Origin of the sequence: Paucilactobacillus suebicus DSM 5007 = KCTC 3549 (assembly GCF_001434475.1) — a bacterium.
GTDB classification, from domain to species: domain Bacteria; phylum Bacillota; class Bacilli; order Lactobacillales; family Lactobacillaceae; genus Paucilactobacillus; species Paucilactobacillus suebicus.
Map to the genome: position 1 here is coordinate 1 of NZ_AZGF01000036.1, position 23,586 is coordinate 23,586.

At 39.7% G+C, this 23,586-nt stretch carries 20 protein-coding genes; 5 read left to right on the forward strand and 15 right to left on the reverse strand.

Annotated features, from left to right (window positions below; translation table 11 throughout):
• Nucleotides 1-169: 169 nt before the first annotated feature.
• The 12 genes from lysS to pth all read right to left on the reverse strand — a co-directional run bounded on the left by lysS (nucleotide 170) and on the right by pth (nucleotide 15,024).
• Nucleotides 170-1,642 (reverse strand): lysine--tRNA ligase, encoded by a 1,473-nt coding sequence (lysS, locus tag FD16_RS10840; RefSeq protein ID WP_033386291.1) that lies wholly within the window; start codon nucleotides 1,640-1,642, stop codon nucleotides 170-172.
• A 38-nt stretch (nucleotides 1,643-1,680) separates the two neighbouring features.
• Nucleotides 1,681-2,679: a tRNA dihydrouridine synthase DusB gene (gene dusB, locus FD16_RS10845; protein ID WP_010623167.1), complete on the reverse strand. Its 999-nt coding sequence runs from the start codon at nucleotides 2,677-2,679 to the stop codon at nucleotides 1,681-1,683.
• A gap of 77 nt (nucleotides 2,680-2,756) precedes the next feature.
• Nucleotides 2,757-3,650: an Hsp33 family molecular chaperone HslO gene (hslO, locus tag FD16_RS10850; RefSeq protein ID WP_010623168.1), complete on the reverse strand. Its 894-nt coding sequence runs from the start codon at nucleotides 3,648-3,650 to the stop codon at nucleotides 2,757-2,759.
• 99 nt (nucleotides 3,651-3,749) lie between these two features.
• Nucleotides 3,750-5,813 carry an ATP-dependent zinc metalloprotease FtsH gene (ftsH, locus tag FD16_RS10855; RefSeq protein WP_010623169.1) on the reverse strand — a complete coding sequence of 688 codons (2,064 nt, stop codon included), beginning with the start codon at nucleotides 5,811-5,813 and terminating at the stop codon, nucleotides 3,750-3,752.
• Nucleotides 5,814-5,938: 125 nt separating this feature from the next.
• Nucleotides 5,939-6,478 carry a hypoxanthine phosphoribosyltransferase gene (gene hpt, locus FD16_RS10860; protein ID WP_010623170.1) on the reverse strand — a complete coding sequence of 180 codons (540 nt, stop codon included), beginning with the start codon at nucleotides 6,476-6,478 and terminating at the stop codon, nucleotides 5,939-5,941.
• Nucleotides 6,471-7,892, reverse strand: coding sequence for a tRNA lysidine(34) synthetase TilS (gene tilS / locus FD16_RS10865; protein ID WP_162097678.1), 1,422 nt, complete (start codon nucleotides 7,890-7,892; stop codon nucleotides 6,471-6,473). The genes hpt and tilS overlap by 8 nt, the downstream gene beginning before the upstream one ends.
• A gap of 18 nt (nucleotides 7,893-7,910) precedes the next feature.
• Nucleotides 7,911-8,453, reverse strand: a complete 543-nt coding sequence (locus tag FD16_RS10870) for a S1 domain-containing RNA-binding protein (RefSeq protein ID WP_010623172.1) — start codon at nucleotides 8,451-8,453, stop codon at nucleotides 7,911-7,913.
• A gap of 138 nt (nucleotides 8,454-8,591) precedes the next feature.
• Nucleotides 8,592-8,978 (reverse strand): FtsB family cell division protein, encoded by a 387-nt coding sequence (locus tag FD16_RS10875; protein WP_010623173.1) that lies wholly within the window; start codon nucleotides 8,976-8,978, stop codon nucleotides 8,592-8,594.
• Between the two features lie 96 nt (nucleotides 8,979-9,074).
• Entirely contained in the window at nucleotides 9,075-9,353 is a 279-nt protein-coding gene (locus FD16_RS10880) for an RNA-binding S4 domain-containing protein (RefSeq protein WP_010623174.1), read from the reverse strand.
• 9 nt (nucleotides 9,354-9,362) lie between these two features.
• Nucleotides 9,363-10,928 (reverse strand): putative polysaccharide biosynthesis protein, encoded by a 1,566-nt coding sequence (locus tag FD16_RS10885; RefSeq protein ID WP_010623175.1) that lies wholly within the window; start codon nucleotides 10,926-10,928, stop codon nucleotides 9,363-9,365.
• Nucleotides 10,906-14,448 carry a transcription-repair coupling factor gene (gene mfd / locus FD16_RS10890; protein ID WP_050899293.1) on the reverse strand — a complete coding sequence of 1,181 codons (3,543 nt, stop codon included), beginning with the start codon at nucleotides 14,446-14,448 and terminating at the stop codon, nucleotides 10,906-10,908. Before mfd ends, FD16_RS10885 begins: the two co-directional genes overlap by 23 nt.
• 15 nt (nucleotides 14,449-14,463) lie before the next feature.
• Nucleotides 14,464-15,024 carry an aminoacyl-tRNA hydrolase gene (gene pth / locus FD16_RS10895; RefSeq protein ID WP_010623177.1) on the reverse strand — a complete coding sequence of 187 codons (561 nt, stop codon included), beginning with the start codon at nucleotides 15,022-15,024 and terminating at the stop codon, nucleotides 14,464-14,466.
• A gap of 238 nt (nucleotides 15,025-15,262) precedes the next feature.
• Here pth and FD16_RS10900 point away from each other — a divergent pair, with 238 nt between their 5' ends.
• Together FD16_RS10900 and cbpA are read left to right on the forward strand one after the other, a co-directional pair.
• Nucleotides 15,263-16,222: an L-lactate dehydrogenase gene (locus tag FD16_RS10900; RefSeq protein WP_010623178.1), complete on the forward strand. Its 960-nt coding sequence runs from the start codon at nucleotides 15,263-15,265 to the stop codon at nucleotides 16,220-16,222.
• 202 nt (nucleotides 16,223-16,424) lie between these two features.
• Entirely contained in the window at nucleotides 16,425-17,060 is a 636-nt protein-coding gene (gene cbpA / locus FD16_RS10905; protein WP_010623179.1) for a cyclic di-AMP binding protein CbpA, read from the forward strand.
• Between the two features lie 91 nt (nucleotides 17,061-17,151).
• Here the strand turns inward: cbpA and FD16_RS10910 are convergent, their stop codons facing one another.
• The 3 genes from FD16_RS10910 to acpS all read right to left on the reverse strand — a co-directional run bounded on the left by FD16_RS10910 (nucleotide 17,152) and on the right by acpS (nucleotide 19,128).
• Nucleotides 17,152-17,571 carry a type II toxin-antitoxin system PemK/MazF family toxin gene (locus FD16_RS10910; RefSeq protein WP_010623180.1) on the reverse strand — a complete coding sequence of 140 codons (420 nt, stop codon included), beginning with the start codon at nucleotides 17,569-17,571 and terminating at the stop codon, nucleotides 17,152-17,154.
• 85 nt (nucleotides 17,572-17,656) lie between these two features.
• Nucleotides 17,657-18,766, reverse strand: a complete 1,110-nt coding sequence (alr, locus tag FD16_RS10915; RefSeq protein WP_010623181.1) for an alanine racemase — start codon at nucleotides 18,764-18,766, stop codon at nucleotides 17,657-17,659.
• Nucleotides 18,766-19,128 (reverse strand): holo-ACP synthase, encoded by a 363-nt coding sequence (gene acpS / locus FD16_RS10920; protein ID WP_010623182.1) that lies wholly within the window; start codon nucleotides 19,126-19,128, stop codon nucleotides 18,766-18,768. The genes alr and acpS overlap by 1 nt, the downstream gene beginning before the upstream one ends.
• 182 nt (nucleotides 19,129-19,310) lie before the next feature.
• On the opposite strand from acpS, the gene FD16_RS10925 reads away from it, so the two are divergent.
• From FD16_RS10925 to FD16_RS10935, 3 genes are read left to right on the forward strand one after another with little or no spacing between them, the layout of a single operon-like run.
• Entirely contained in the window at nucleotides 19,311-22,013 is a 2,703-nt protein-coding gene (locus FD16_RS10925; RefSeq protein ID WP_010623183.1) for a glycoside hydrolase family 65 protein, read from the forward strand.
• Between the two features lie 17 nt (nucleotides 22,014-22,030).
• Nucleotides 22,031-22,705 (forward strand): beta-phosphoglucomutase, encoded by a 675-nt coding sequence (pgmB, locus tag FD16_RS10930; RefSeq protein WP_010623184.1) that lies wholly within the window; start codon nucleotides 22,031-22,033, stop codon nucleotides 22,703-22,705.
• A gap of 15 nt (nucleotides 22,706-22,720) precedes the next feature.
• Nucleotides 22,721-23,488 carry a Cof-type HAD-IIB family hydrolase gene (locus FD16_RS10935; protein WP_010623185.1) on the forward strand — a complete coding sequence of 256 codons (768 nt, stop codon included), beginning with the start codon at nucleotides 22,721-22,723 and terminating at the stop codon, nucleotides 23,486-23,488.
• Nucleotides 23,489-23,586 lie beyond the last annotated feature (98 nt).

Genomic DNA, 23,586 nt, shown 5'->3' on the forward strand with positions numbered 1-23,586 from the left:
TAAGCTGAACTAACATGCTGTGACAACAGATGTAAACTATACACTGATAATTTGATTTCGTCAATAAAAATTCAAAAAATGTGATTATTTTAATTTTTTAAAATAAAAAGCGCCAATTATCAAGAGTTGCACATGGCAACTTTCTAATAATTAGCGCAAATTTGATTTTTTAATCTTCCGGTCGCATTGTTGGGAACAAAATAACATCACGAATTGATGGACTATCCGTCAGTAACATTGCTAAACGATCAATACCAATGCCCAAACCACCAGTTGGCGGCATACCATATTCAAGGGCCTCAATAAAGTCTTCATCAATGCCTTCGGCTTCGTCATTACCAGCTTCACGTTCCTTGACCTGTGCTTCAAAACGAGCACGTTGATCAACTGGATCATTCAACTCCGTAAATGCATTAGCAAACTCGTTGCCAATGATATAAAGTTCAAAACGATCTGTGAATCTTGGATCATCAGCATTTTTCTTTGCTAATGGTGAAATTTCTACTGGATGACCATAAACAAACGTTGGTTGTTCCAATTTCTCTTGAACAAATTGTTCGAAGAACTCATTGATAATATGGCCAACCTGCCAGTATTCCTCATACTTAACATGATGTTCATCCGCAATTTTGCGAGCTTCATCAAGCGACATTTCTTTCCAGAAATCAACACCAGTATATTTCTTAATTGCATCAACCATGTGAATACGTTCGAACTTTTTATGCAAATCTAATTCTGTTCCTTGGTAGACAATCTTGCCATCTTCTGAAACTGCAGAAGCGGCAGCTTTAAAAATGCCCTCAGTTTCGTCCATAACATCATGAAAATCGAAGTATGCAACATACGTTTCTAGCATTGTGAATTCAGGATTATGTTTAGTATCCATTCCTTCATTTCTAAATACTCTACCAATTTCATAGACGCGTTCAAACCCACCAACAATCAGCCTTTTAAGGTGCAATTCGAGGGCAATTCGTAAGTATAAGTTAATATCCAGGGCGTTATGATGTGTAATAAACGGACGGGCACTTGCACCACCGGCCTGGTTATGCAAAACAGGTGTTTCAACTTCAAGGAAGTCTTCACCATCTAAATAACTTCTAATAGCTGTAATGATCTTACTACGCATCTTAAATCGGTTAAAACTATCCTGATTGGAAATTAAATCAAGATAACGCTGCCGATAAATTTGTTCTTGATCGCGTAAACCATGAAATTTATCCGGTAACGGGCGCAAAGCTTTTGACAAAAACGTCAAGCTGGTTGGACGCAATGTAAGCTCACCAGTATCGGTCTTGATGACATCCCCAGTCATTCCCAAAAAGTCACCAATATCAGCACGTTTAAAGATGTGGTAAACATCCTCACCAAGAATATCCTTACGAACATAAATTTGAATTCTACCACTACGATCCAAGATATCAGCAAAGCCAACTTTACCTTTACCTCGTTTTGAAACCATTCGACCTGCAATTGTTGCAGTCTTATGAAGTTCATTCAGGTCTTCCTTATCGGTACCATCAAACTCATCATGTAACTCTTTTGCCAAATAGTCTCGTTCAAACCGATGACCAAACGGATCAATGCCGTTATCACGTAGCTCATCCATTTTTTCACGACGAACTCGCAACTGATCATTCATTTCTTGTCCTTTGCCTTTTGCCACAATCTTTCCTCCAATTACTGTGCTTTCTTTAACTGACGTTCTTCATTTAATTCAACAAACTCATCGAATAAATCGTCCATCTGTGCCTCGGTAGTTGCCTCTACTAGGGCTGCCTTTGTCTTCGCAGAATGCGAAGTTCCTTTTAGGTAGTACGTTGATTGTCCCCTAAATTCACGGACAGCCAAACCTTCTCCCTTAAGATCAACTAAACGATGCAAATGTTCCTTTGCAATTGACACTTTCTTTGCAGGCGTTGCTTCTGGTAAGAGTTCACCTGTTTCCAAATAGTGTGCTGTCTGCTCTAACATCCATGGATTGCCCATAGCTGCACGACCTATCATCACCGCATCAGCCCCCGTTGTATCAAGCATTTGTTTTGCATCTTCAGCCGAACGAACATCTCCATTGGCCATAAATGGAATGGTTAATTGGTCAGCAACTAGTTTCAAAACATCCCAGTCAGCGTTACCACGATACATCTGAACTCTGGTTCGTCCATGCATTGCTAAAGCCGCTGCTCCTGCACGTTGCGCAGCTAGAGCATTTTCAACAGCAAATACATGATCTGAATCCCAGCCAATTCTCATTTTAACTGTCACCGGTTTTTTAACGGCATCCGTCACATATGACACCATTTCATAAACCTTATTTGGATCTAGCAGCCACTTAGCTCCTGCATCTGTCTTCACAACTTTATTGACAGGGCATCCCATATTAATATCAATAACATCAGCTTCAGTGTGCTGATCTACATATTTTGCAGCTTCAACGAGGGTTTCCTTAGTGCCTCCGAAAATTTGAATGCCCATCGGATGTTCGACTTCTTCAACCTTCATCATCGATAGCGTTTTTTTGTTGTGATACATAATACCACGGTCAGAAATCATTTCACAAACCACATAACCAGCACCAAATTTTTTGCAGATTACACGGAAGGCTGAGTTCGTCACACCAGCCATCGGGGCAACTACCACTTGGTTAGGAATCGTAATATCGCCGATCTTCCACTCCATCTTTTCACCTCATTTTTCTTTCGTCCTCATTACATACGCGGTGACTATCATAGCACATTCGTTATAATCATACCAAATTAGTCTGCCTTCATCTGTAATAAAATTTTTTTCAATTCTGTTTCACTAAATTCATACTTGTTACCGCAGAAATGACAAACAGTTTCCGCATGGTGATCTTCGTTAATGATTTGCTCCATGTCCTGACGACTAATGCTTGCTAATGCCTTAGAAAAGCGGTCTTTAGAGCAATCACACTTAAATGCAACCGGCATCGTGTCTAAAATCTTAACCTCTTCGCCATCGAATAGCATGTGCAAGATATCCTCTGGTGTCTTACCATCTCTTAGTAATTCAGACACCAGTGGCATTTTAGCAATTCGTTGTTCCAGCTCACTAATTTTATCGTCACTAGCTCCTGGCATCACTTGTACTAAAAATCCCCCAGCAACTCCAATACTGTTGTCATCGTTGACAAACACTGACAATCCAACAGCCGAAGGAATTTGTTCGGATTGTGCCAGATAGTAGGTGAAGTCTTCACCCAATTCGCCAGAAACTAAGCCAACTTGTCCAGTAAACGGATTACCAACTTCCATATCCTTTGTAACAGAAAGGGTTCCTTGATGACCAACTGCACCAGCTACATCAATTTTATGCTTAGCATTTAAAGGTAAGTGAACATGTGGATGTTGTAAATATCCTTTGACCGTTCCATTAGCATTACCGTCAACAACAATCGCACCTACAGGGCCATCTCCTTGAATCTTGACAGTCATTTTCTCCTCACCTTTAAGAACCGATGAAGCCAATAATAACGTACCGACAAGGCTACGACCAAGTGCTGCAGATGCAGCACTCCAAGTATCATGTCTCTGTTGTGCTTCTCTTACCACTCCAGTAGCACTGACAGCATATGCACGAAACATACCATCAACCGCCACGCTTTTTACCAAATAATCTTTTTGAACCATTATTTTCTCCTCTTTTTCATCAATAAAGGATTGATACAACATGAAGTCTGCACCAATCCTTTGTTGGACATCAGGTATATTCTACCTTAATGTTACTTATTATTCATCTGTTGAGTTTGAATCATCAGAATGATCTTCATCATCCTCAGGTGTATCAAGTTTATTCTGACGTTCAGCTTCTTTACGTTCAAGCTCACGTTTTGATTCTTCGAACGTGGTTGCATGATCTTCTGCAATCTGACTTGAATCATCATTTGGCATCTTGCCAGTCTTAAATAAACTTAAAATCTGTTTTTCATCCAAAGTTTCATATTTCAGCAATGCTTCGGCAATTAATTGATGTTGTTCACGGTGAGTCCGAATAATCTCTCCAGCCTCTTCATGACCCTTAGTTGTCAATCGACGAACTTCTTGATCAATCAATGCAGCAGTATCCTGTGAATACTGTGGACCATATGGTGATTGTTGTGGACTTTCAAGTTGGACCATTCCCAACTTATCACTCATACCATATTGAGTCACCATTGCTCGAGCAATCTGGGTTGCCTGTTCAAAGTCATTTGATGCACCAGATGATTGTGAGTTAAAGATAATTTCTTCAGCAGCACGACCACCCATCAGACCAGCAATCTGCTCCATAGCATCCTTTTTTGACATCAACATTTGATCTTCACGAGGAAGCATGATCGCATAACCACCCGCACGACCACGAGGAACAATTGTTACCTTATGAACTACTCGTGCATCATTAAGCACCAATCCGACAATCGTATGACCGGCTTCATGATATGCAACAGTTTCACGTTCCGTCTTGGATATTACACGATCACGTTTTGCAGGTCCTGCAATCACACGGTCTTCTGCTTCATCAACTTCACCTGCACCGATTTGTTTCTTATTGCGACGAGCAGCAAGTAATGCTGCTTCGTTCAATAGGTTTTCAAGATCGGCACCCACAAACCCAGGAGTTTGCTTTGCAATTTCCTTCAGGTCCACAGTTGAGTCCAATGGCTTGTTCTTGGCATGTACCTTAAGAATTGCTTCACGTCCCTTAACATCAGGACGGCCAACCAAGATCTTACGATCAAAACGACCAGGACGAAGCAAGGCTGGATCAAGTACATCAGAACGGTTAGTAGCTGCCATCACAATGACACCTTCATCACCGTTAAATCCATCCATTTCAACCAGCAATTGGTTCAAAGTTTGTTCACGTTCGTCATGTCCACCGCCCATGCCGTTACCACGCTGACGACCAACGGCATCAATTTCATCAATAAAGATAATTGATGGTGCAGTTTTCTTTGCGTTTTCAAACAAGTCACGAACACGGCTGGCACCAACACCGACAAACATTTCAACGAAGTCAGAACCAGAGATTGAATAAAATGGCACGCCGGCTTCACCAGCAACGGCCTTAGCAAGTAAAGTTTTACCAGTACCAGGAGGCCCCTCAAGAAGCACCCCAGATGGTATTCGAGCCCCTAACGAAAGGAACTTCTTTGGATCCTTAAGGAATTCGACAACTTCGACCAATTCCTGTTTTTCTTCTTCTTCACCAGCAACATCAGAGAAACGAATCTTATTTTGCTTGGAATCTGAAGGCTTAGCTTTGGATTTACCAAAGTTCATAACTCCTCGGCCACCGCCGCCACCTTGGCCAGCTTGACCCATCATCATATAAAAGAAGAAGATCATGATGACCAGTGGAACAACGTAGACCAACAGGTTTACCCAAAACCCGCTTGACTCCTCAGCCTTAGTTCCCATCTTAACGTCATTGGCTTGAGCATATTTCTGTAACTGTGAGATAGTTACATCGCTATCGAGCACGTTAGCCTGGAAACTCTTTGTTTTACCACTGTTTCCATTAAACGAGAATCCCGAATTGCTACTATTGCCAGTAGATTGTGCTTTCTTATACTCACCAGTGATCTTATAAACACCGCCACTAGGCTGAACAGAGAAGCTCTTAATCTTGTCGTTTTTCAGCTGAGAAACAAACTGACTTTGTTGAATTGTTTTAGTCTGCGTGGATGAGTTGTTGCCGCCAAAGAAGAAGTAAGCAATACCCATAATACACAGAAAGATGACAGCGTAGAATAAAACATTTCTAGAAAAGCCGTTTCTCTTGTTGTTATTATTATTGTTATTGTTGTTCATAACTACCTCCTAACTAACGATTTTAATCGATTATCGTTGATGAAAATTATAATAGCATAGTTAACAGCCATTCACCATTAATTTATCAGCACTTGAATGCCTTCAAATTATCAATAAATAATTGCTTATTTTTCATATACAGTTGGTTTTAAAACTCCAACATACGGTAGGTTGCGGTATAACTCTTCGTAATCTAATCCGTATCCAACCACAAATTCATTTGGAACATGGAAGCCGACATAATCAACATTCACATCAACAACTCGTCCCTCAGGTTTGTCAAGCAAGCTACAAACTTTAACGTCATGAGCGTCACGTTTCTTGAACAAATTAACCAGATATTCCAGTGAGCGCCCCGTATCGATGATATCTTCAATAATTAAAACATCCCGGTCAGCAACATCTTCCTTAAGATCACTCAACAAATCAATTTTTCCGCTTGATTCTGTGCCACCATGATAGCTGGAAATATTGATGAAATCTAAATCAAGATAAACATCCATTCTTTTGATGATATCCACTGTAAACAGACAAGCCCCTTTCAAAACAGAAATAACTAGTGGCTTTTTACCTTGATAATCATTGGTCAACTGTTTGCCAAGTTTAGTAACAACCGCGCGAATATCTTCTTCACTATATAGGACGCGTTCAATATCGTTATTCATTAATAGTCTCCTCTTGCTGAGCTTTCATAATTCCAAACACTAAATGGTGCCATTTCTGAACATAATCTGAAGGTCTCTCAAGCCAAGTTTCCTTTAACCCTGGAACCCACAGAACATGTTTTTGGCTATCAACCACAACTGGCTGTAACCTGCGCTGTTCAAGATCTACCTTGTGATCAACTAGCACCCGTCTCACTAACTGGTGATGGCCATTTTTAAGACGAATTTGATCTTTGCTGTCCCACGTTCGAGATAACAATGGCAGCCAAGATTCTGGTAACCAGAAATCTGTTGTTTGATCTGCAATATTCAGCATATTGTCATCGATTTCAAACGCGCCAAAAGACATCTCGTTACCGAAACGGTACCACTTTCCTAATTCTAGCACATGAGCATGTTCCTGAACATTAGCAATGAAATGTTGTTCAACATTCTTTTGTCCAATTCTGAGTGTATTATATCTTTTGCTGATTTGAATTCCATCACCTAAATCATAATCAGTCTGCGGCTTCTGTGTATTTTCAATCATTTGTGCGATCTGCCTGAGCTGATCAGCATTTAAATCGATAATGTTTTGATCATGTTCCAGCCATCGTCTCAATATTAACTGCAGCTGTTCATGAGATTCACTTCTAATTGCTGGAATAAACAGGCCAGAACTAGTTTGTGCATTATCGATCACTTCGTCGATTCTCTGATTGGCAAGATCGTTAACTGCCGAAAGTTGCTCCCGATAGTCCGATATATGGTCTAAAAATGCAACATTTTCCCGTTGAAGTGCTGGAATAATTTGATGCCGAAATCGGTTGCGCTGAATTGCCAAATCACTGTTAGTAACATCTTCATACCACACAATCTTTTTACTAATGGCATACTGTTTCAATTGTTGCTTGCTGATATTTAAGAGTGGCCTTAATAATTCACCGGATCCAAACTTTCTTGACCATTGAATCCCAGTCAGCTGGTCCAACTGTCCGCCGCGCACTAACTTCATCAAAATTGTTTCTGCCAGATCATTTTGATGGTGGGCAGTCATTAAGTATTGTGCATCGTTTTCTTTCATCACACGCTGGAAAAAGCGATAACGAATTCGACGCGCCGCATTTTCAACACCGTGATTGGGATGATCTTTTTTTGGCCAATGTTCAACCAACAGTTTAATATTTAATCGAGCACAAGTATCACGTAAAAAAGTTTCTTCGTCCTCACTTTGTGCGCGTAACTCATGATTAACGTGTGCCACAATTAATTTGCCACCATGTTGACTAATAAACTCATTCATCAGGTGAAGCAATACCATTGAATCAACCCCGGTGGACACCGCCACCACGACAGTTGGTTTTGGATCAATAAAAAGGCGGTACCGTGATAAGTTCCGCCTGAATTGCTGTTCAGTTGTTACATTATTTGTCACTCTCATATTTCGAAAATACTAACTGCGACGGCCCCCACGGCCGCCCCTTTTACCTTCAGTATTACGACGAAGTGTTGACAGTCGCGATTCGCTTTCTTTCAAAAAGCCTGACAGTAATGAGTCAAAATCTTCATGCCCACTATTGTTATGATTGCTATTATTATGATCTCGATAATTGTTATTAACTGGTCTGCCTGCAGATTGATGGTGCTGACCATTGTCGTGATGGTTATTGTCATGGTGATTGTTATGGTAGCTACCACCATTGTTGCCGTGATCCGCATGATCATGGTGACCGTGTCCTTGACCGCTGTTTTGATGAGGTTCATCACTAGCAGCCTTGATAGACAAAGCAATTTTACCATCATCACCAATAGACATCACTTTGACACTAACAGTGTCACCAACTGATAGAACATCGTGAATATCCTTCACGAACTTGTTTGATACTTGACTGATGTGAACTAACCCTGTTTTATGATCGTCCAAATCAACAAACGCACCAAAATTTGTAATCCCTGAAACCTTGCCTGAAACTTTTGCTCCTACTTCAATTGCCATGAACAAGCAAATCCTCCTTGTGTATTCTTACTAAAGTATATCATAGATCATAATTGCGGCACGAACAAAAAGCGATTATCACTTACCAAATTAAAAAGGCCATTATTTCAGCATCAAGCGGAAAATAGTGGCCCTTTATTAATTGTTAGCATTGGCGTTTGGTGAAAGTGTATATACCGTCTCACCAGACTTAGTGTAAAAATACTTTTGTCGAATAACCTTTTCTAAATAGCTATCATTGTTCAGTAATTTTGTTTCTTGATTCAGTGTTTTATTCTTGTGCTTAGCGGTTTTCAGTTTAGCTTTTCTAGTGACTGTCTGTGCTTGAATGTCACTAAGATCATTTCTAGTTTGAAAAATTTGAACACTAATAAAAATTGCAAAAATTAAGAACACAGAAATAATCACCGTAAAACGGCGTTTTCTGATCTTTAGCAGTTGCTTTTTATGTGCATCATTGTCCGCTAAATGACGAGAATATGGGGTTTGCAAATGTGAAATTTTATTTTGATTATTGCCTGCCACCTCAACACAACCTCCTCAAGTTTGTCTAGCTCGAGTATATCATAATTGAGATTTTTAAATTATCGCTTCGTAAAGTTTGTAACCGTTTTGTTAAATTTAATTTATTCCGTTACGAAAATCCTCTTTATAGCTTTCATCAACAATTTCGTACATCTGCTCTGCTTCATCTTTTTTAGTAGTTTCAATTATTTTTAAAATATTAACTGTTTCCGTTTTGTTACCAAACTTAATTATCAATTGATCGCCAACAACTACGTTACTTGAAGATTTTGCCGTCTTGTTATTGATTAAAATACGTCCTTGATCTGAAATTTCTTTTGCAACCGACCGACGTTTAATAATTCTTGATACTTTCAAAAATTTATCTAGTCTCATGATAATCCCCTATTGTCTTAATTTTTTTAATAATTCTTTGCCATGTGGCAATAATAACATTTCTTTAGCACTTAACAGTTTCACTTTAATACTCAGTACTAACGCAATTATAATGCCTGCTACAACTGAAATACCCACTACCAAAATTGAGGCGAGACGACCAGGTCCAACTAACACAGTCATTAATTTGCCAACTGTCCAAGCACTAAAGCCCATAATCACACAAACAGCCGTCAATTTAATATTGAATTTACTACCTGGATTCCAATGTAAATACGCTGGCACTGCGCGCCAAACGATCAATAGAGTAACCAGTAGCGCCAATACTGTTCCCAGGCTCGCACCAAGTATGCCAAAATGAATCACCAAAACGTAATTGGTAACTACTTTAACCATTAATCCGGCTACCAGTCCAATAACGATCTGAGAAAAGCGATTCAAACTTTGCATTACACTGCTGTAAGTAGTGATTTGTGACGCTAATAAAATACTGACCATGTTAACGGCCAGTGTCAAACTGCCCTGTTGGTTGCTAAACAACAATTGATTAATTTGAGGCATCAGTGCAATCAATCCGATCGTACATAGAGCCGAAATTGCAACACAAACATGCAACAACAACTGAAACTGTCGCCGAAATTCAACCATTTGACCTTTTAAATAGCTTTCAGTCAATGACGGAACCAAAAGTGCCGAAATAGATGTAGCCATTACCAGTCCTAGCTGAATCAGGGGTTGTCCGCGATCAAAGATCCCCTTAAGTTGCATTGCATCCATTGAAGAAACACCAGAATCAACTAGAGCGCTCTTCACCGTAAATGAATCTACCAGTTGCAGTAAAATCATCATTGAAGAAAATAAGCAAAGTGCGCCGCCTTCAACCAATAAACGTTTTAACAATATTTTATTGCTTACTAAAGATTTAGGAACGTGGCTTGCTTTGATCAACGAACTACTGGCTAAGATAATTATCAACGTGGCTACAGCCGCAGCAACCGGTGCACTAGCCATTGCATAGGTTCCTATTTCGTAAATATTCCAGCTATTGTGCAACGACATTACAGCTACAAGCACTACAATGGAAACTCTGATAACCTGTTCAATCACCTGTGTAATTGAAGTAGGCCACGTCAAATATTGGCCTTGGTGATATCCACGTCCAACAGATAAAAATGGCATCCCCAGGAACATCCATGAAACACTTCGAATAACTGGGGTCAGCCGTCTATCACCCATTGCCAAAGCGATTTGTGGTGCCCATCCCCACAAAAAAGCAACAACAACTAGGGCAATCACCAACAACATTCGCCATAGTTGACGGGCAATTGCCACCTGTTGAAGTTCATCGTCCTGTTCAGCAATTAATTTTGATATAAAGACTGGTAGCCCCGACAGCGCAAGAACAACGCCAAGACCGTAAATCGGATAAACTTGTTGATACACGTAAAACCCATCGTTGCCAACTAAATTTTGAAACGGGACTCGGTAAACTGCACTTAAAATCTTAGCGATTAGTGAAGACAGTGAAAGTAATAGTGTCCCTTGCAGAACTCTATTGAGTTGGTTGTGCTTCATTTTTCTGTTCCTCATTAGTCTGTTCAGCAAAAGCTTCAATCAGCTTGGTCAACTGTGAAAGCCAATCCTTTTGTGTCATTTTTGGTTGAATAACCAATCTCATGGACATTTTACCGTCTTCTTCACCGATTGTTGCCTTGAATTTAGTCAAAGCTAAGTTTTTCAACATTTGTTGTGGCTTGATCTTTTGGCTACCAATTTTAGTCAGCGTGACAATCAAGTAATCATTTTGACGAGTGATTTTTTCAATTAAACTCATGTCAGCATACATTTTAAGCCTGGCAATTTCCAGTAAATTATTTACTTCATCACCATACTCGCCAAATCGATCAATCAAATCAGACTGCATTTCCATGAGCTGATCATCATCTTGAACCTGTCTAATTTGTTTATATAATTCAATTTTTTGTCGTTGATCATCAATATAACTATCTGGCAGATAAGCTTCCAACCCTAACTCGATCTCTGCATCAGACTTAGCAGCCACCTTTTTACCTTGCTTCTTAGCTACTGCCTCGGACAGCATTTGCGAGTACAAATCATACCCAACCGAGTCAATGAATCCATGTTGCTGTTTACCCAGAAGATTACCTGCTCCACGAATGGATAGATCACGCATTGCGATTTTGAATCCAGACCCTAGTTCGGTAAAATCTCGAATGGCCGCCAATCTTTTTTCACTAACTTCATTCAAAACCTTATCCTGTTGATACATAAAATAAGCGTACGCGACACGATCACTACGACCAATTCGTCCACGAATTTGATAAAGTTGGGCCAGTCCCATTCGATCTGCATTTTCAACAAACAAAGTATTAACATTGGGAATGTCCACACCAGTTTCAATAATCGAAGTGGTCACCAGCACATCATATTCACCACGAATAAAATCGTACAGCACTCCTTCAAGTTGAGCCTCTGTCATACGACCATGAATATAACCAACCCGTGCCTCAGGAACCAGACTTTGCACCTGGGCAACCGTCTTTTCAATGTCCATCACCCGATTGTGAAGGTAATAAACCTGTCCACCACGCTGCATCTCCCGCATAATGCCGTCACGCAGCGCCCCTGCATTTTGTTCCATCACATACGTTTGAATTGGAAAACGCCCTGCTGGCGGAGTTTCAATAACAGATAGATCACGGACACCTAACATTGACATGTTTAGGGTTCGTGGAATTGGAGTGGCCGTCAATGTCAAGACGTCCACACTTTGTTTCATCTGCTTTAGTCTTTCCTTGTGCTTAACGCCAAATCGCTGTTCTTCATCAATAATTAGCAGTCCCAGATCCTTAAACTTGACGTCTTTTGATAATAACCTGTGAGTGCCAACAACAATATCGCACTGACCATCTTTCAATTCATTTTCTGTTTGCCGTAATTCCTTAGTTGTTTTAAATCTGGACATCAATCCAACTGTTACCGGATAACCTTCAAATCTAGTTTCGATTGTATCAAAGTGTTGCTGTGCCAAAATGGTTGTTGGCACTAAAAAAGCAACCTGTTTACCATCCTCAACAGCCTTAAACGCTGCCCTCAGTGCAACCTCTGTCTTACCAAACCCGACATCACCAACCAGTAGGCGATCCATTGGCTTCTCTGTCTCCATATCACGTTTAATTTCCTCTGAACTACGTAACTGATCACGTGTTTCGTTATATGGAAAATCGTCTTCGAATTGTTGCTGATAGCTATCATCGCGAGGAAATGGATAACCTTTTTCAGCCTTACGTTGTGCATAAAGTTCGATTAAATCATCGGCAATGTCTTCAATTTTGTCTGCAACTTTACGCTTGGTTTTCGCCCATTCTGTACCGCCAAGTTTATTAATTCTCGGTGTCTTAGATTCCGATGATACATACTTTTGCACTAAATTTAATTGATTAACCGGAACAAAAATTTGTGCATTGTCACGATAGTTAATTACAATATAATCTTGGCGAACACCGCTGACTTCCATCGTCTGGATACCTTGAAAAATCCCAATACCATGATTCACGTGAACTACGTAATCACCCGGCTTAAGGTCCGTATAATTTTTAATTCTTTCAGCGTTAGCAAGGGATTGGTGTACGATTCGCTTCTTTTTAACCTGCTTGAACATTTCACCTTCAGTAACGACAACTAGCTGGGCAGCTGGCCATTCAAATCCATTTTGTAAGCTAGCGGCCACAATCTGAACAATCCCTTTTTTTAGTTCATTACCTTTTGTCTCTGTAACTTCAATACCAAAATCTTCGAGAGTATCATTTATTTTTTCGACTCTTTCACGACTGTTAGCCATCATCACGACAGTCATTTTTTGCTTTTGCCAACGCTGCATTTCAGCCTTGAGAATTGGCATCTGTCCAAAGAACTGCTGCATGTTGCGAGTTTTTAAATCATTGATTTGCGTGAACCTCATTTGGCCCATTCCCTTTTGGAACAGAGCAAACAAAATTTGGGGATGATTATCCTGACGGACTAAATCATCCAATTCAAAGCCAAATGTTTCCGTGGCTAGGAGCTGGTGTCTCTCACGCTTGTCAGCAATCCAATCTGCCTCGTCAGCAATTAATTGTTTTTCTGCTTCTACAATTCGAGAGTAGTCATCGAAATACACTGGACTTGAAGCATTTAAATAGTCCAATAGTGAAGATTTTGTTGGATAGATAAAGTCAACAAATTCCATCATTTCAGGAAGTAATTGATGATGTTGCAACGATTTAACTAGCGGACTGACGGTTTGATTCAAATGCTGTTTTGCTTTATCATCTTTTAGCTTTTTGGTTTCAGCTGCCAAGCGGCCATTAAGTTTCTCAGCAGCACTGTCAAATACTGACGGTGCTATTACAAAATCCGTCGCCGGTAATATCGTTACCTCATCAACATTATTTAAGCTACGCTGATTGTCAGCGTCGAACAATCTCAGGGAATCAATTTCAGTGTCGAATAGATCTACACGTACTGGGTGATCTGTGTTTAATGGATAAATATCAATAATTGAACCACGAATGGCAAAATCTCCTGGGCGTTCAACCATCTTACCGAGTTGATAACCCATTGATCCTAATTGCATTCGTATTTTTTCCAAATCAACATCATCACCTGCTGCCAAATGAATCACGGCTTGGCGATAATCATTAGGTGCTGGCAGAAATCTCCTGATTCCCGCAGCTGAAGTCACCACCACACAGTGTTGATCAGTCAACAATGCCTGCAGTGCTTGCACGCGTTGCAACCTAAAATCTGGTGAACTAGTAGCTACCTCAGCTGCCAGCATTTCCTCCGCTGGAAATTGAAATACTGAATCTTCAGGCAATTGATTAAGAAGATCAGATGCTAACTGCTCCATGTGGAAATTATTATCACACACAATTACTTGAGCATGCTGCTGATGTCTATAAATTGCGCTAATCAACAAAGTTCTAGCAGATCCAGCAATTCCTGTAACTAATTGGCGGCTATCTGGCTTAATTGCCATATTAATTTGCTCAAACGCTGGCATCTGCTCCAGCAGTGTTTCTAATTCCACCATCGTGCTCTCCTTAAATTAATTAAATTCATTCATTAACTGATCAAAATTCTTACCACTAACCCATTCTTCAATCGATGAAACGGCCGATATTTTAGCCTGCTCAAAAGCTTCTTTCTGATCAGGTTTAAACTTACCCAACACATAATTAACCACACTTTGCTTATTAGGATGATCAATCCCAACCTTTACCCGGTTAAAGTGCTGAGTTCCTAAATAACTGATTAGGCTTTTAATGCCGTTATGACCACCGGCCGATCCCTTTTTTTTCAATCTAATTTTTCCAACCGGTAAATCCATGTCATCATGAACAATTACCAAATCGCTGATGTCCAGATCATAGTAATCAACCAACGGGCGAACACTCCGGCCAGAATCATTCATGAACGTGGTTGGTTTAACTAATAATACTTTTTCTCCATTGATCATTCCTGATGCAAGCATTGCTTCCATTTTGCTGACATGTTTAAACGACAACTGATTATCCACTGCCAATCGATCTACCACCATAAATCCAGTATTGTGTCTAGTTTCATCATACTGTGGCCCAATATTTCCAAGTCCAACAATCATCTTCATTATTCAGTTTCTCCTTAATAAAATACGAAAAGGCCGAACGAATGCTCGTTCAGCTCCTACCTCTTATGATTATAAACTACAATACCCGTGAATCACAATTTTTATGGCTCAAAATCATTAACTTTTCATGATATTTTGAAAAGTTTTTATTGTTTTTCACAAACTTACTATTTAGTTATTCGAATCGCATGCTATAATATGCATTGTTAAAAATGTATTTTCGAAAGGATGAATTGAATTGACCAAAAAGCAAAATCACCAAAAGGTTGTCCTTGTCGGCGACGGTGCCGTTGGCTCTAGTTACGCCTTCGCCATGGCTCAACAAGGGATTGCTGAAGAGTTTGTAATTGTTGATGTTATCAAAGATCGTACAAAGGGTGACGCTCTGGACCTTGAGGATGCCCAAGCATTTACCGCTCCAAAGCAAATCTACTCTGGTGAATATTCTGACTGTGCGGATGCTGACCTTGTAGTTATTACTGCAGGTGCTCCACAAAAGCCAGGTGAATCACGTCTTGACCTTGTTAATAAGAACTTGAAGATCTTATCAACCATTGTTAAGCCAGTCGTTGATTCAGGTTTCGATGGAATCTTCTTAGTAGCAGCTAACCCTGTTGATATTTTGACATACGCAACTTGGAAGTTCTCAGGATTCCCAAAGAACAAGGTAATTGGCTCAGGTACATCTCTTGATACTGCACGTCTTCGTGTCGCATTAGGAAAGAAGCTTGATGTTGATCCTCGAGACGTTAGCGCATATATCATGGGTGAACATGGTGATTCTGAATTTGCTGCATACTCATCAGCTACTGTTGGTGGTGCACCAGTTGTTGAACTTGCCAAGAAAGCCGGCGTTTCATTCGACGACTTAGTTGAACTTGAAGGACAAACTCGTGACAAAGCTTATGATATCATTAATTTAAAGGGTGCAACATTCTATGGTGTTGCGACTGCTTTGATGAGAATTTCAAAGGCTATCTTGCGTGATGAAAATGCTGTTTTACCAATTGGCGCTTCACTTGAAGGCGAATATGGTTTAAACGATATCTTCATTGGCACACCTGCTGTTATTAACGGTTCAGGTTTAGCTAAGGTTATCGAAGTTCCTCTTGACGACCGCGAAAAAGATTTGATGGCCAAATCAGCAGAAACACTTCGTAAGATTACTGCTGACGGCTTGAAAAACTTAGAGAAGTAATTTTAATAAAAAATAATTTCTCATAATTTAAACAGCGATGCCATTTTAAGCCCAGCTTAAAACGGTATCGCTGTTTTGTTTTACCTTATTTTGGGTTTGGTTAAATTACTATTAATTTTTCTAATATTATTCTCATTATGACGGCCGAACTATGATATGATAGATAGGGCGTTTTTACATCTCAATAAATGGAGTTTTTAATATGTTAATTAAATCACTGGTCAAGACAAAAAATAACTTGACCACATTACCAGAAGACACCACTCTGGAAGAAGCGTTAACCGTACTTGAAGAATCAGATTTTCGGTGTGTACCAATTTTAGATAAAACAAACAAAATTTTCCGCGGTAATATATACAAAATGCATATATATCGGCATAAATCTCGTGGCGGGGATATGTCATTGCCAGTTACTTCTCTGCTAAAAAACGCAACAAAATTCATTTCTGTGGATGCTGCTTTTTTTAATATTTTCTTTTCTATCAAGGATTTACCTTACATCGCTGTGTTAGACGAAAATAGTCAGTTTTATGGTATCGTGACACACACAAAATTACTTGGTATGCTTGCTGAAGGATGGAATATTCATACAGGCAGTTATGTCTTAACTGTTACCACCCCCGATGAACGAGGATCACTGGCCACCATGACTAAGGCAATCACTAAGTATTGTCAAATTGCCAACGTGATTTCTTTAGATCTCCAAGGATCCACTGGCTTAAGGAGAATTCTTTTTACGTTACCAGAAGATGTCGATAATATTAAATTAGCAAAAGTCGTTCGGTCTCTAAAACGTAAGGGTTTTGATGTTCCGGAAATTGAAAATTTACACGAATAATCCTCTATGATTTCAAAAAGAGCTTTGCAATTTTTTGCAAAGCTCTTTTTGAAATCATTTTTTGTGAAACTACTCCGGTTTCGTTTCACTTCTAAACTGTTTTTTTGATTTTGTATGTACTACTCGCCGACCGTTGCTGCTTATGTTTTGCTCCCTGGTTCAGCAAACCGATGCTGACTAAAAGAGCATGGTCAACTCTTTTCATAGTGTCATCGTCCAAATGCGTTACTCGGTCACGCAACCGTTGCTTATCGATTGTACGAATCTGCTCTAGTAGAATCACAGAATCCTTTTCAATTCCAACATATTCAGAATTAATTCCAACGTGGGTGGGCATTTTTGGCTTTTGAATTCGTGCAGTAATTGCAGCAACAATTACCGTCGGACTGTAATGGTTGCCAATATCATTTTGAACAATCACGACAGGACGCATGCCACCTTGCTCAGAGCCTATTACAGGCGACAGATCTGCGTAAAATATGTCACCACGTTTGATTTCAACTTTTGCCATTGCACCACCTCCCAACGTTCAATTTATCAATATAAAATATCTCGCCAATTATAACATACGTAACTGACGTTAGTCGCAAAAGTTTTTAATTGATGTACTTCCTAACGATACGATCTGACAAACCTGTCAGAATTTCATAATTAATCGTGCCAACATAATCAGCAATATCTGTAGCAGAAATCGATTTATCACCATCATTTCCAATTAATGTTACTTTGGTCCCAATGTTAAGTTTTCTTGGTAATCTAATCATCAGTTGATCCATACAAACCCTACCAACGATCTCACAAAACCCACCATCGATTATCACGTGAAATCCTTGCATTGCACGAGGATAACCGTCTGCGTATCCCAACGGAATTGTACCAATCCATTCATTCTTTGCCGCCTGGTAGGTAGCCCCATAGCTGACGCTTTCACCTTTATGAAGCTGTTTTACAAAGTCTAGGTGACTAACCAAGCTTAATGCAGGTTGTAGATTCATTGTTGGCGTCAAGACCTTGCCTGATGGATTTAACCCATACAAAGAGATTCCCATTCTGACCATATTACCCGCGATATTAGTATGCCATAAGCCAGTAGCAGAGTTGGAAACATGAACATACTTAGGTAATGGATTGACAACACTAATAAGCTTTTTCCATTGATCGTATTGGTGGATAAAATAATCATGATTCTGTTCATCGGCAGTTGCAAAATGTGTGAAAATACCTTCAAAATTAAAGTCTTCGCCTTGCACAACATTCAGAGCTTTAGACAACTCATCCGTATCTCTAAATCCAATTCTTCCCATGCCAGTATCAAGAGCAATGTGCACCTTTAGCACATCCCCATTAGACTGAATTTCACGATAGCGTTTAAACCATTCTAATGAACCAACTGTCAGCGAAATATCATTCTCAATCGCTAACGCAGCCTGCTCTGGCTCCGTAATTCCCAATACTAATATCGGCTCTGTAATTCCAGCACGACGTAATTCAAGTCCCTCATCCAATATGGCAACACACAAGCCAGTTGCGCCAGCGGATAACGCAGTGTACGCAGTGCCAACTAATCCATGACCGTATGCATTAGCTTTCACTACCGCAAATATTTCTGTGCCATCATTCAGTTTCGCCTGCTGATTAACAATATTATTCTTAATTGCCTGTCTATCTATTATCAACTTAGTAGGCCGATTTGTACCAACTACCATTAGTTCGTCTTCCTTTCCAAAATAACCTGTGTCATTACCAGGCTCTTTGTGTGACTTACTGAAACATGAACTGCACCGTCAAAGATTGATTGCTCAGCAATTGGTTTTCCCGCGGCATTGTCAATAAAACTAACATCTTGAAATGAAAAATGACTGCCAATTCCCGTTCCCAGAGCCTTAGAAAAGGACTCTTTTAACGAAAATCTGCCAGCCAAGTACTCATCTCGTGCCTGCCCGATTCTTGATTCATACTGCTGCTTTTCTTTACTGGTTAAAACTTTTTCAACCAACCTAGGATGGTTAATTTGCATTTGATGGATTCTATCAATTTCTGTCAGATCAATTCCGGTTCCATATATCATTGATCATACCTTCTACTCGATGTTATTGAATCTTAAGTATAGCAAAAAAAACATCATTCAACAATTAATCACTCTTAAAATTGAGTTAAACAGCGTATTATTTGAAATAATTTTGTAATAATACTATGGTGTTTATGTAAAGTGGCTTTACGAAAGGGGTCCTCAACACGAAAACCATATCGATGAAAATTACAGACGATGCAATTGAAATCAGTTATCAATCGGGACGTCAAAGCGGCCAACCCAGGCGCTCTGTAATTACATATAACGAAGATCAGACAATTGGTGAAAATCTGGAGACGATTAAGGTAAAACTAGCAGGTGTGAATTTTGACACCATTATTATTGAAAACCCACTAACATATTCATTTTCTGATACAGTTGTCGGCATTAATCACCAGCGAATTGATATCGGCCTAGCCATGACGAACATGTTCAATGTTCCGGTCGTTGCACGAACAACAGTTGACGAGCTCGGTTTGGAAGCAGCCGTAAATAAAAAGAAGGATTACCTTAGCTGGCATCTTGATTACTATGGTCAGTACCGTGATAAGAGAAATTACGGGCAGGAATCGATGCTTACAATTGGAAACGGTTTTTTTGGCTTACGAGGTGCCTATGTTGAAGCCAAAGCAGATCAGGATAACTATCCAGGCATGTACGTGGCAGGCATGTACAACCAGAACACAACCAATATCAATGGACGAAATGTTGTTAATGAAGATCTAGTCAATCTGCCCAATGCACAGTACCTTTCATTTGGCGTTGATAATGATAATCGCTTTAAAATTCGCCGCAGTGATATTCGCGACAGTTATCGCAGCCTAAATTTAAAAACTGGTGAACTAACGACTTCATTAATTATTAATTTGCCCACTGGCCATCAATTAATGATTAACGCAACCAAAATTGCCGATATGAAACACTGGCATCGTTTCGCCATTCGTTATCAGGTAACGCCACTTAATTTCACTGGTAATTTACAGATTTATTCTGAAATTGATGGCAACGTCACTAACAACAATGTCAAACGATATCAAGATTTTGATCAACATCACATTGACATCACCAGTTTAGGCGCAGCATCGGACCATGCTTCTTTAAATGGTCAAACTAAAAATTCAAATATCAGTTTTTCAATCGCTTCACGCCTAACATCGCCAGATACTGATACTGTTAAAAACACGGTTGCCAGTAACTCTCCAACATCGATAACGCAAACACTTAACATTAAGGTCGTTCCAAACCAAACTTATACATTTTATAAAACGGTATCAATATTTACAAGTCTGGAAAGTGAGGATGTACCTCTTGAACAACTGTCGTTAAATGATTTAACAAAATCTTCGTTTAAAGACACCAAAAGAAATAATCAAGAATTTTTCTCAAAGATCTGGCATGATACTGACGTACAAATCAATGGTGACTTAACCAGCCAAAAATTGAGTAGGGTCAACATATTTCACCTAATTGTTACAGCGGCAGCTTTAGCAAGTGGTAAATTAGACGCATCCGTTGGTGCCCGTGGCCTTCATGGAGAAGCATATCGCGGCCATGTGTTCTGGGATGAAATGTTTGTTATGCCATTCTACACCACCCATTATCCTCGGTTAGCCAGGCAACTTCTTTTATATCGATTCCGTCGACTTGACACCGCTCGCAAATATGCAAAATCTGAGGGATATAATGGTGCAATGTATCCATGGCAATCTGCATCAACTGGTGATGAACAATCCCAGTTTGTCCATTTAAATCCGTTGACTCAAAATTGGGATCCAGATAACAGCAGGCGTCAGCGCCACGTTTCGTTGTCAATTGCATATGACATTTGGTTGTATGATCATCTAACTGGTGATCATAGTTTCATGAACCAGTATGGCCTTGAAATGCTATTATCAATCGGTCAATTCTGGATCAGTATTGCCAAAAAGGATGATAATGATGATCGATATTCAATCAAGGGTGTCATGGGCCCGGATGAGTTCCACGAAGAATATCCCAATAGTGATGAACAGGGATTAACAAACAATGCCTATACTAACTTGATGGTTGCTTGGTTGTTTGCAACAATTAAACAAATCACAGACCGTACCGATTCAAAAACTCTTCAAGAAATTCTCCAAAAAATTAATTTCACCGATACCAATTACCAGCAAATGGTTGAAATTGCCCATCATCTCAAACTAGATATTAATGAAAATGGGATTATTGGTCAGTTCGAAGACTATTTCGATCTGCCAACACTTGATTTTGATGCATATCGAAAAAAATATGGTGATATTTCCCGCCTTGACAGAATCCTCAAATCTGAAGGTAAAACACCTGACGCTTATCAAGTTGCTAAGCAAGCAGACGCATTGATGATTTATTATAATCTAAATTCCAACACTGTTGATGATTTGCTTAAGCAAATGGGATATCAGTTGCCAAGCAATTATCTTACACATAATTTGGAATTTTATTTGGATCGAACAACGCACGGCTCTACTTTATCGCGAGTGGTTTACGCAGGCTTAACTAAACTCGCCGGTAACATGGATCAGTCTTGGAAATTATTCAGACAAGCCCTCTTTTCCGACTACTACGATATTCAAGGCGGTACAACAGCCGAGGGAATTCATCTTGGAGTTATGGGTGCGACACTTGAACTTGAAACCCGTTTTTATGGTGGTGTCAGCATGCTCGGGGACCAGATTGTCGTCCAACCACAGTTACCAAAACAGTGGAACCAGCTTGAATTTAACCAGCAATACCAAGGTGGTAACATTCACTTTATCATTGGTCATAATCAAATTACCGTTGAAACTGAACAGCAACTTGAGATGATCATTGCCGGGCAAAAAGTTGATACCAAGCCTAACAAGTCAGTCACAATTAATTACTAAAAATAGGAGACGATTAAATGACAAAATTTAATGACATTAAAGGCGTTGTATTTGATCTGGACGGCGTAATTACCGATACTGCTCGATTTCACGCTCAAGCTTGGCACGCACTTGCAACGGAACTAGGTGTAAAATGGGACGATGAGCTTGCTTCAGGACTAAAAGGTTTATCACGAATGGATTCTTTGGAACTCATTTTAAAACACGGTGGCATTGAGGCAAAATATAACGACGAAGAAAAACAACGTTACGCTACAGAGAAAAATACTAACTATAAACACTTGATCCAGCAACTAACCCCTGATGATATTTACCCAGGCATGAAAGAATTTTTAAATGAGTTAAAAGATGGTGGATACAAAATGTCCTTAGCTTCTGCATCTAAAAATGCACCGACAATCTTGGAACATTTGGAATTAACAGATTACTTCAAAAAAATTGTTGACCCGGCATCTTTACACCGTGGAAAACCAGATCCTGAAATTTTTATCAAAGCTGCAGAATTGATTGACCTGAAACCGGAGGAATGTCTTGGATTAGAAGATGCCGTTGCTGGCATTGCTGGAATCAATGCTGCCCATGAAACTTCCGTAGGCATTGGCGATTCGGATGTACTAACAGAAGCTGACATGGTATTCAGCAATACGAAGAATGTTACTCTCGAAAATATTAAAACCAACATGGAAAAATAGTGAGGTGAACTACCCGTGTATAACGCAATTGTCTTTTTTGATTTAGACGGCACATTGCTACTGGACAATAAACAGATTGCTCCATCAACGATCGCTGCCATCGATGAGCTACGTCACAATCACATTTTGCCAGTTATCGCCACTGGAAGAAACTTGTTTGAAATTGCATACGTTCTTGATCAAACAAAAATTGATTCCGTTGTCAGTGCTAACGGTAGCTACGTGACGTTCCAGGGGCAGAAGTTACACGCAGATATCATTCCCGCCGATATAATCACAAACCTGAATACATTTGCAGCTTCTCAAAATGATCCAGTCGCTTGGTTTAATAACCGAAGTTTTGCACTTAGCAAAGAAACGAAGGCAACTGATGACAATTTTAAATTACTTCATTTACAACCGCATGTCAGCCAAAATTGGTATCAAGGTCATCCAGTTAACTTCTTGTTTGTCTTTAACGCTGATAAAGAACAACTTTATCAGCAACGGTTCGCTGGCCAATTATCGTTTGTTCGTAACAACCCACGTGGCCTAGATACAATGGTAGACGGTGTCTCGAAGAAAACTGGTATTGTTCAGTTGTTGCACCACACCGGACTATCAAATATACCAACTTATGGTTTTGGCGATCAATTAAACGATTTGGAAATGTTTGATTTAGTTGATCACCCTGTTGTCATGGATAACGGAAATAGCGAAGCCAAAAAGAAGGCTGAGTTCATTACCAAAAGTAACATGGACAATGGAATTGTCTATGGATTAAAACATTATCATTTGATTTAATCAAAAAGCCAACACTAGTCTCGACGACTAATGTTGGCTTTTTGTTTGTCATAATCTCAACGTAAACAGATGGGTTCTACAATATTTGGTACTGATAG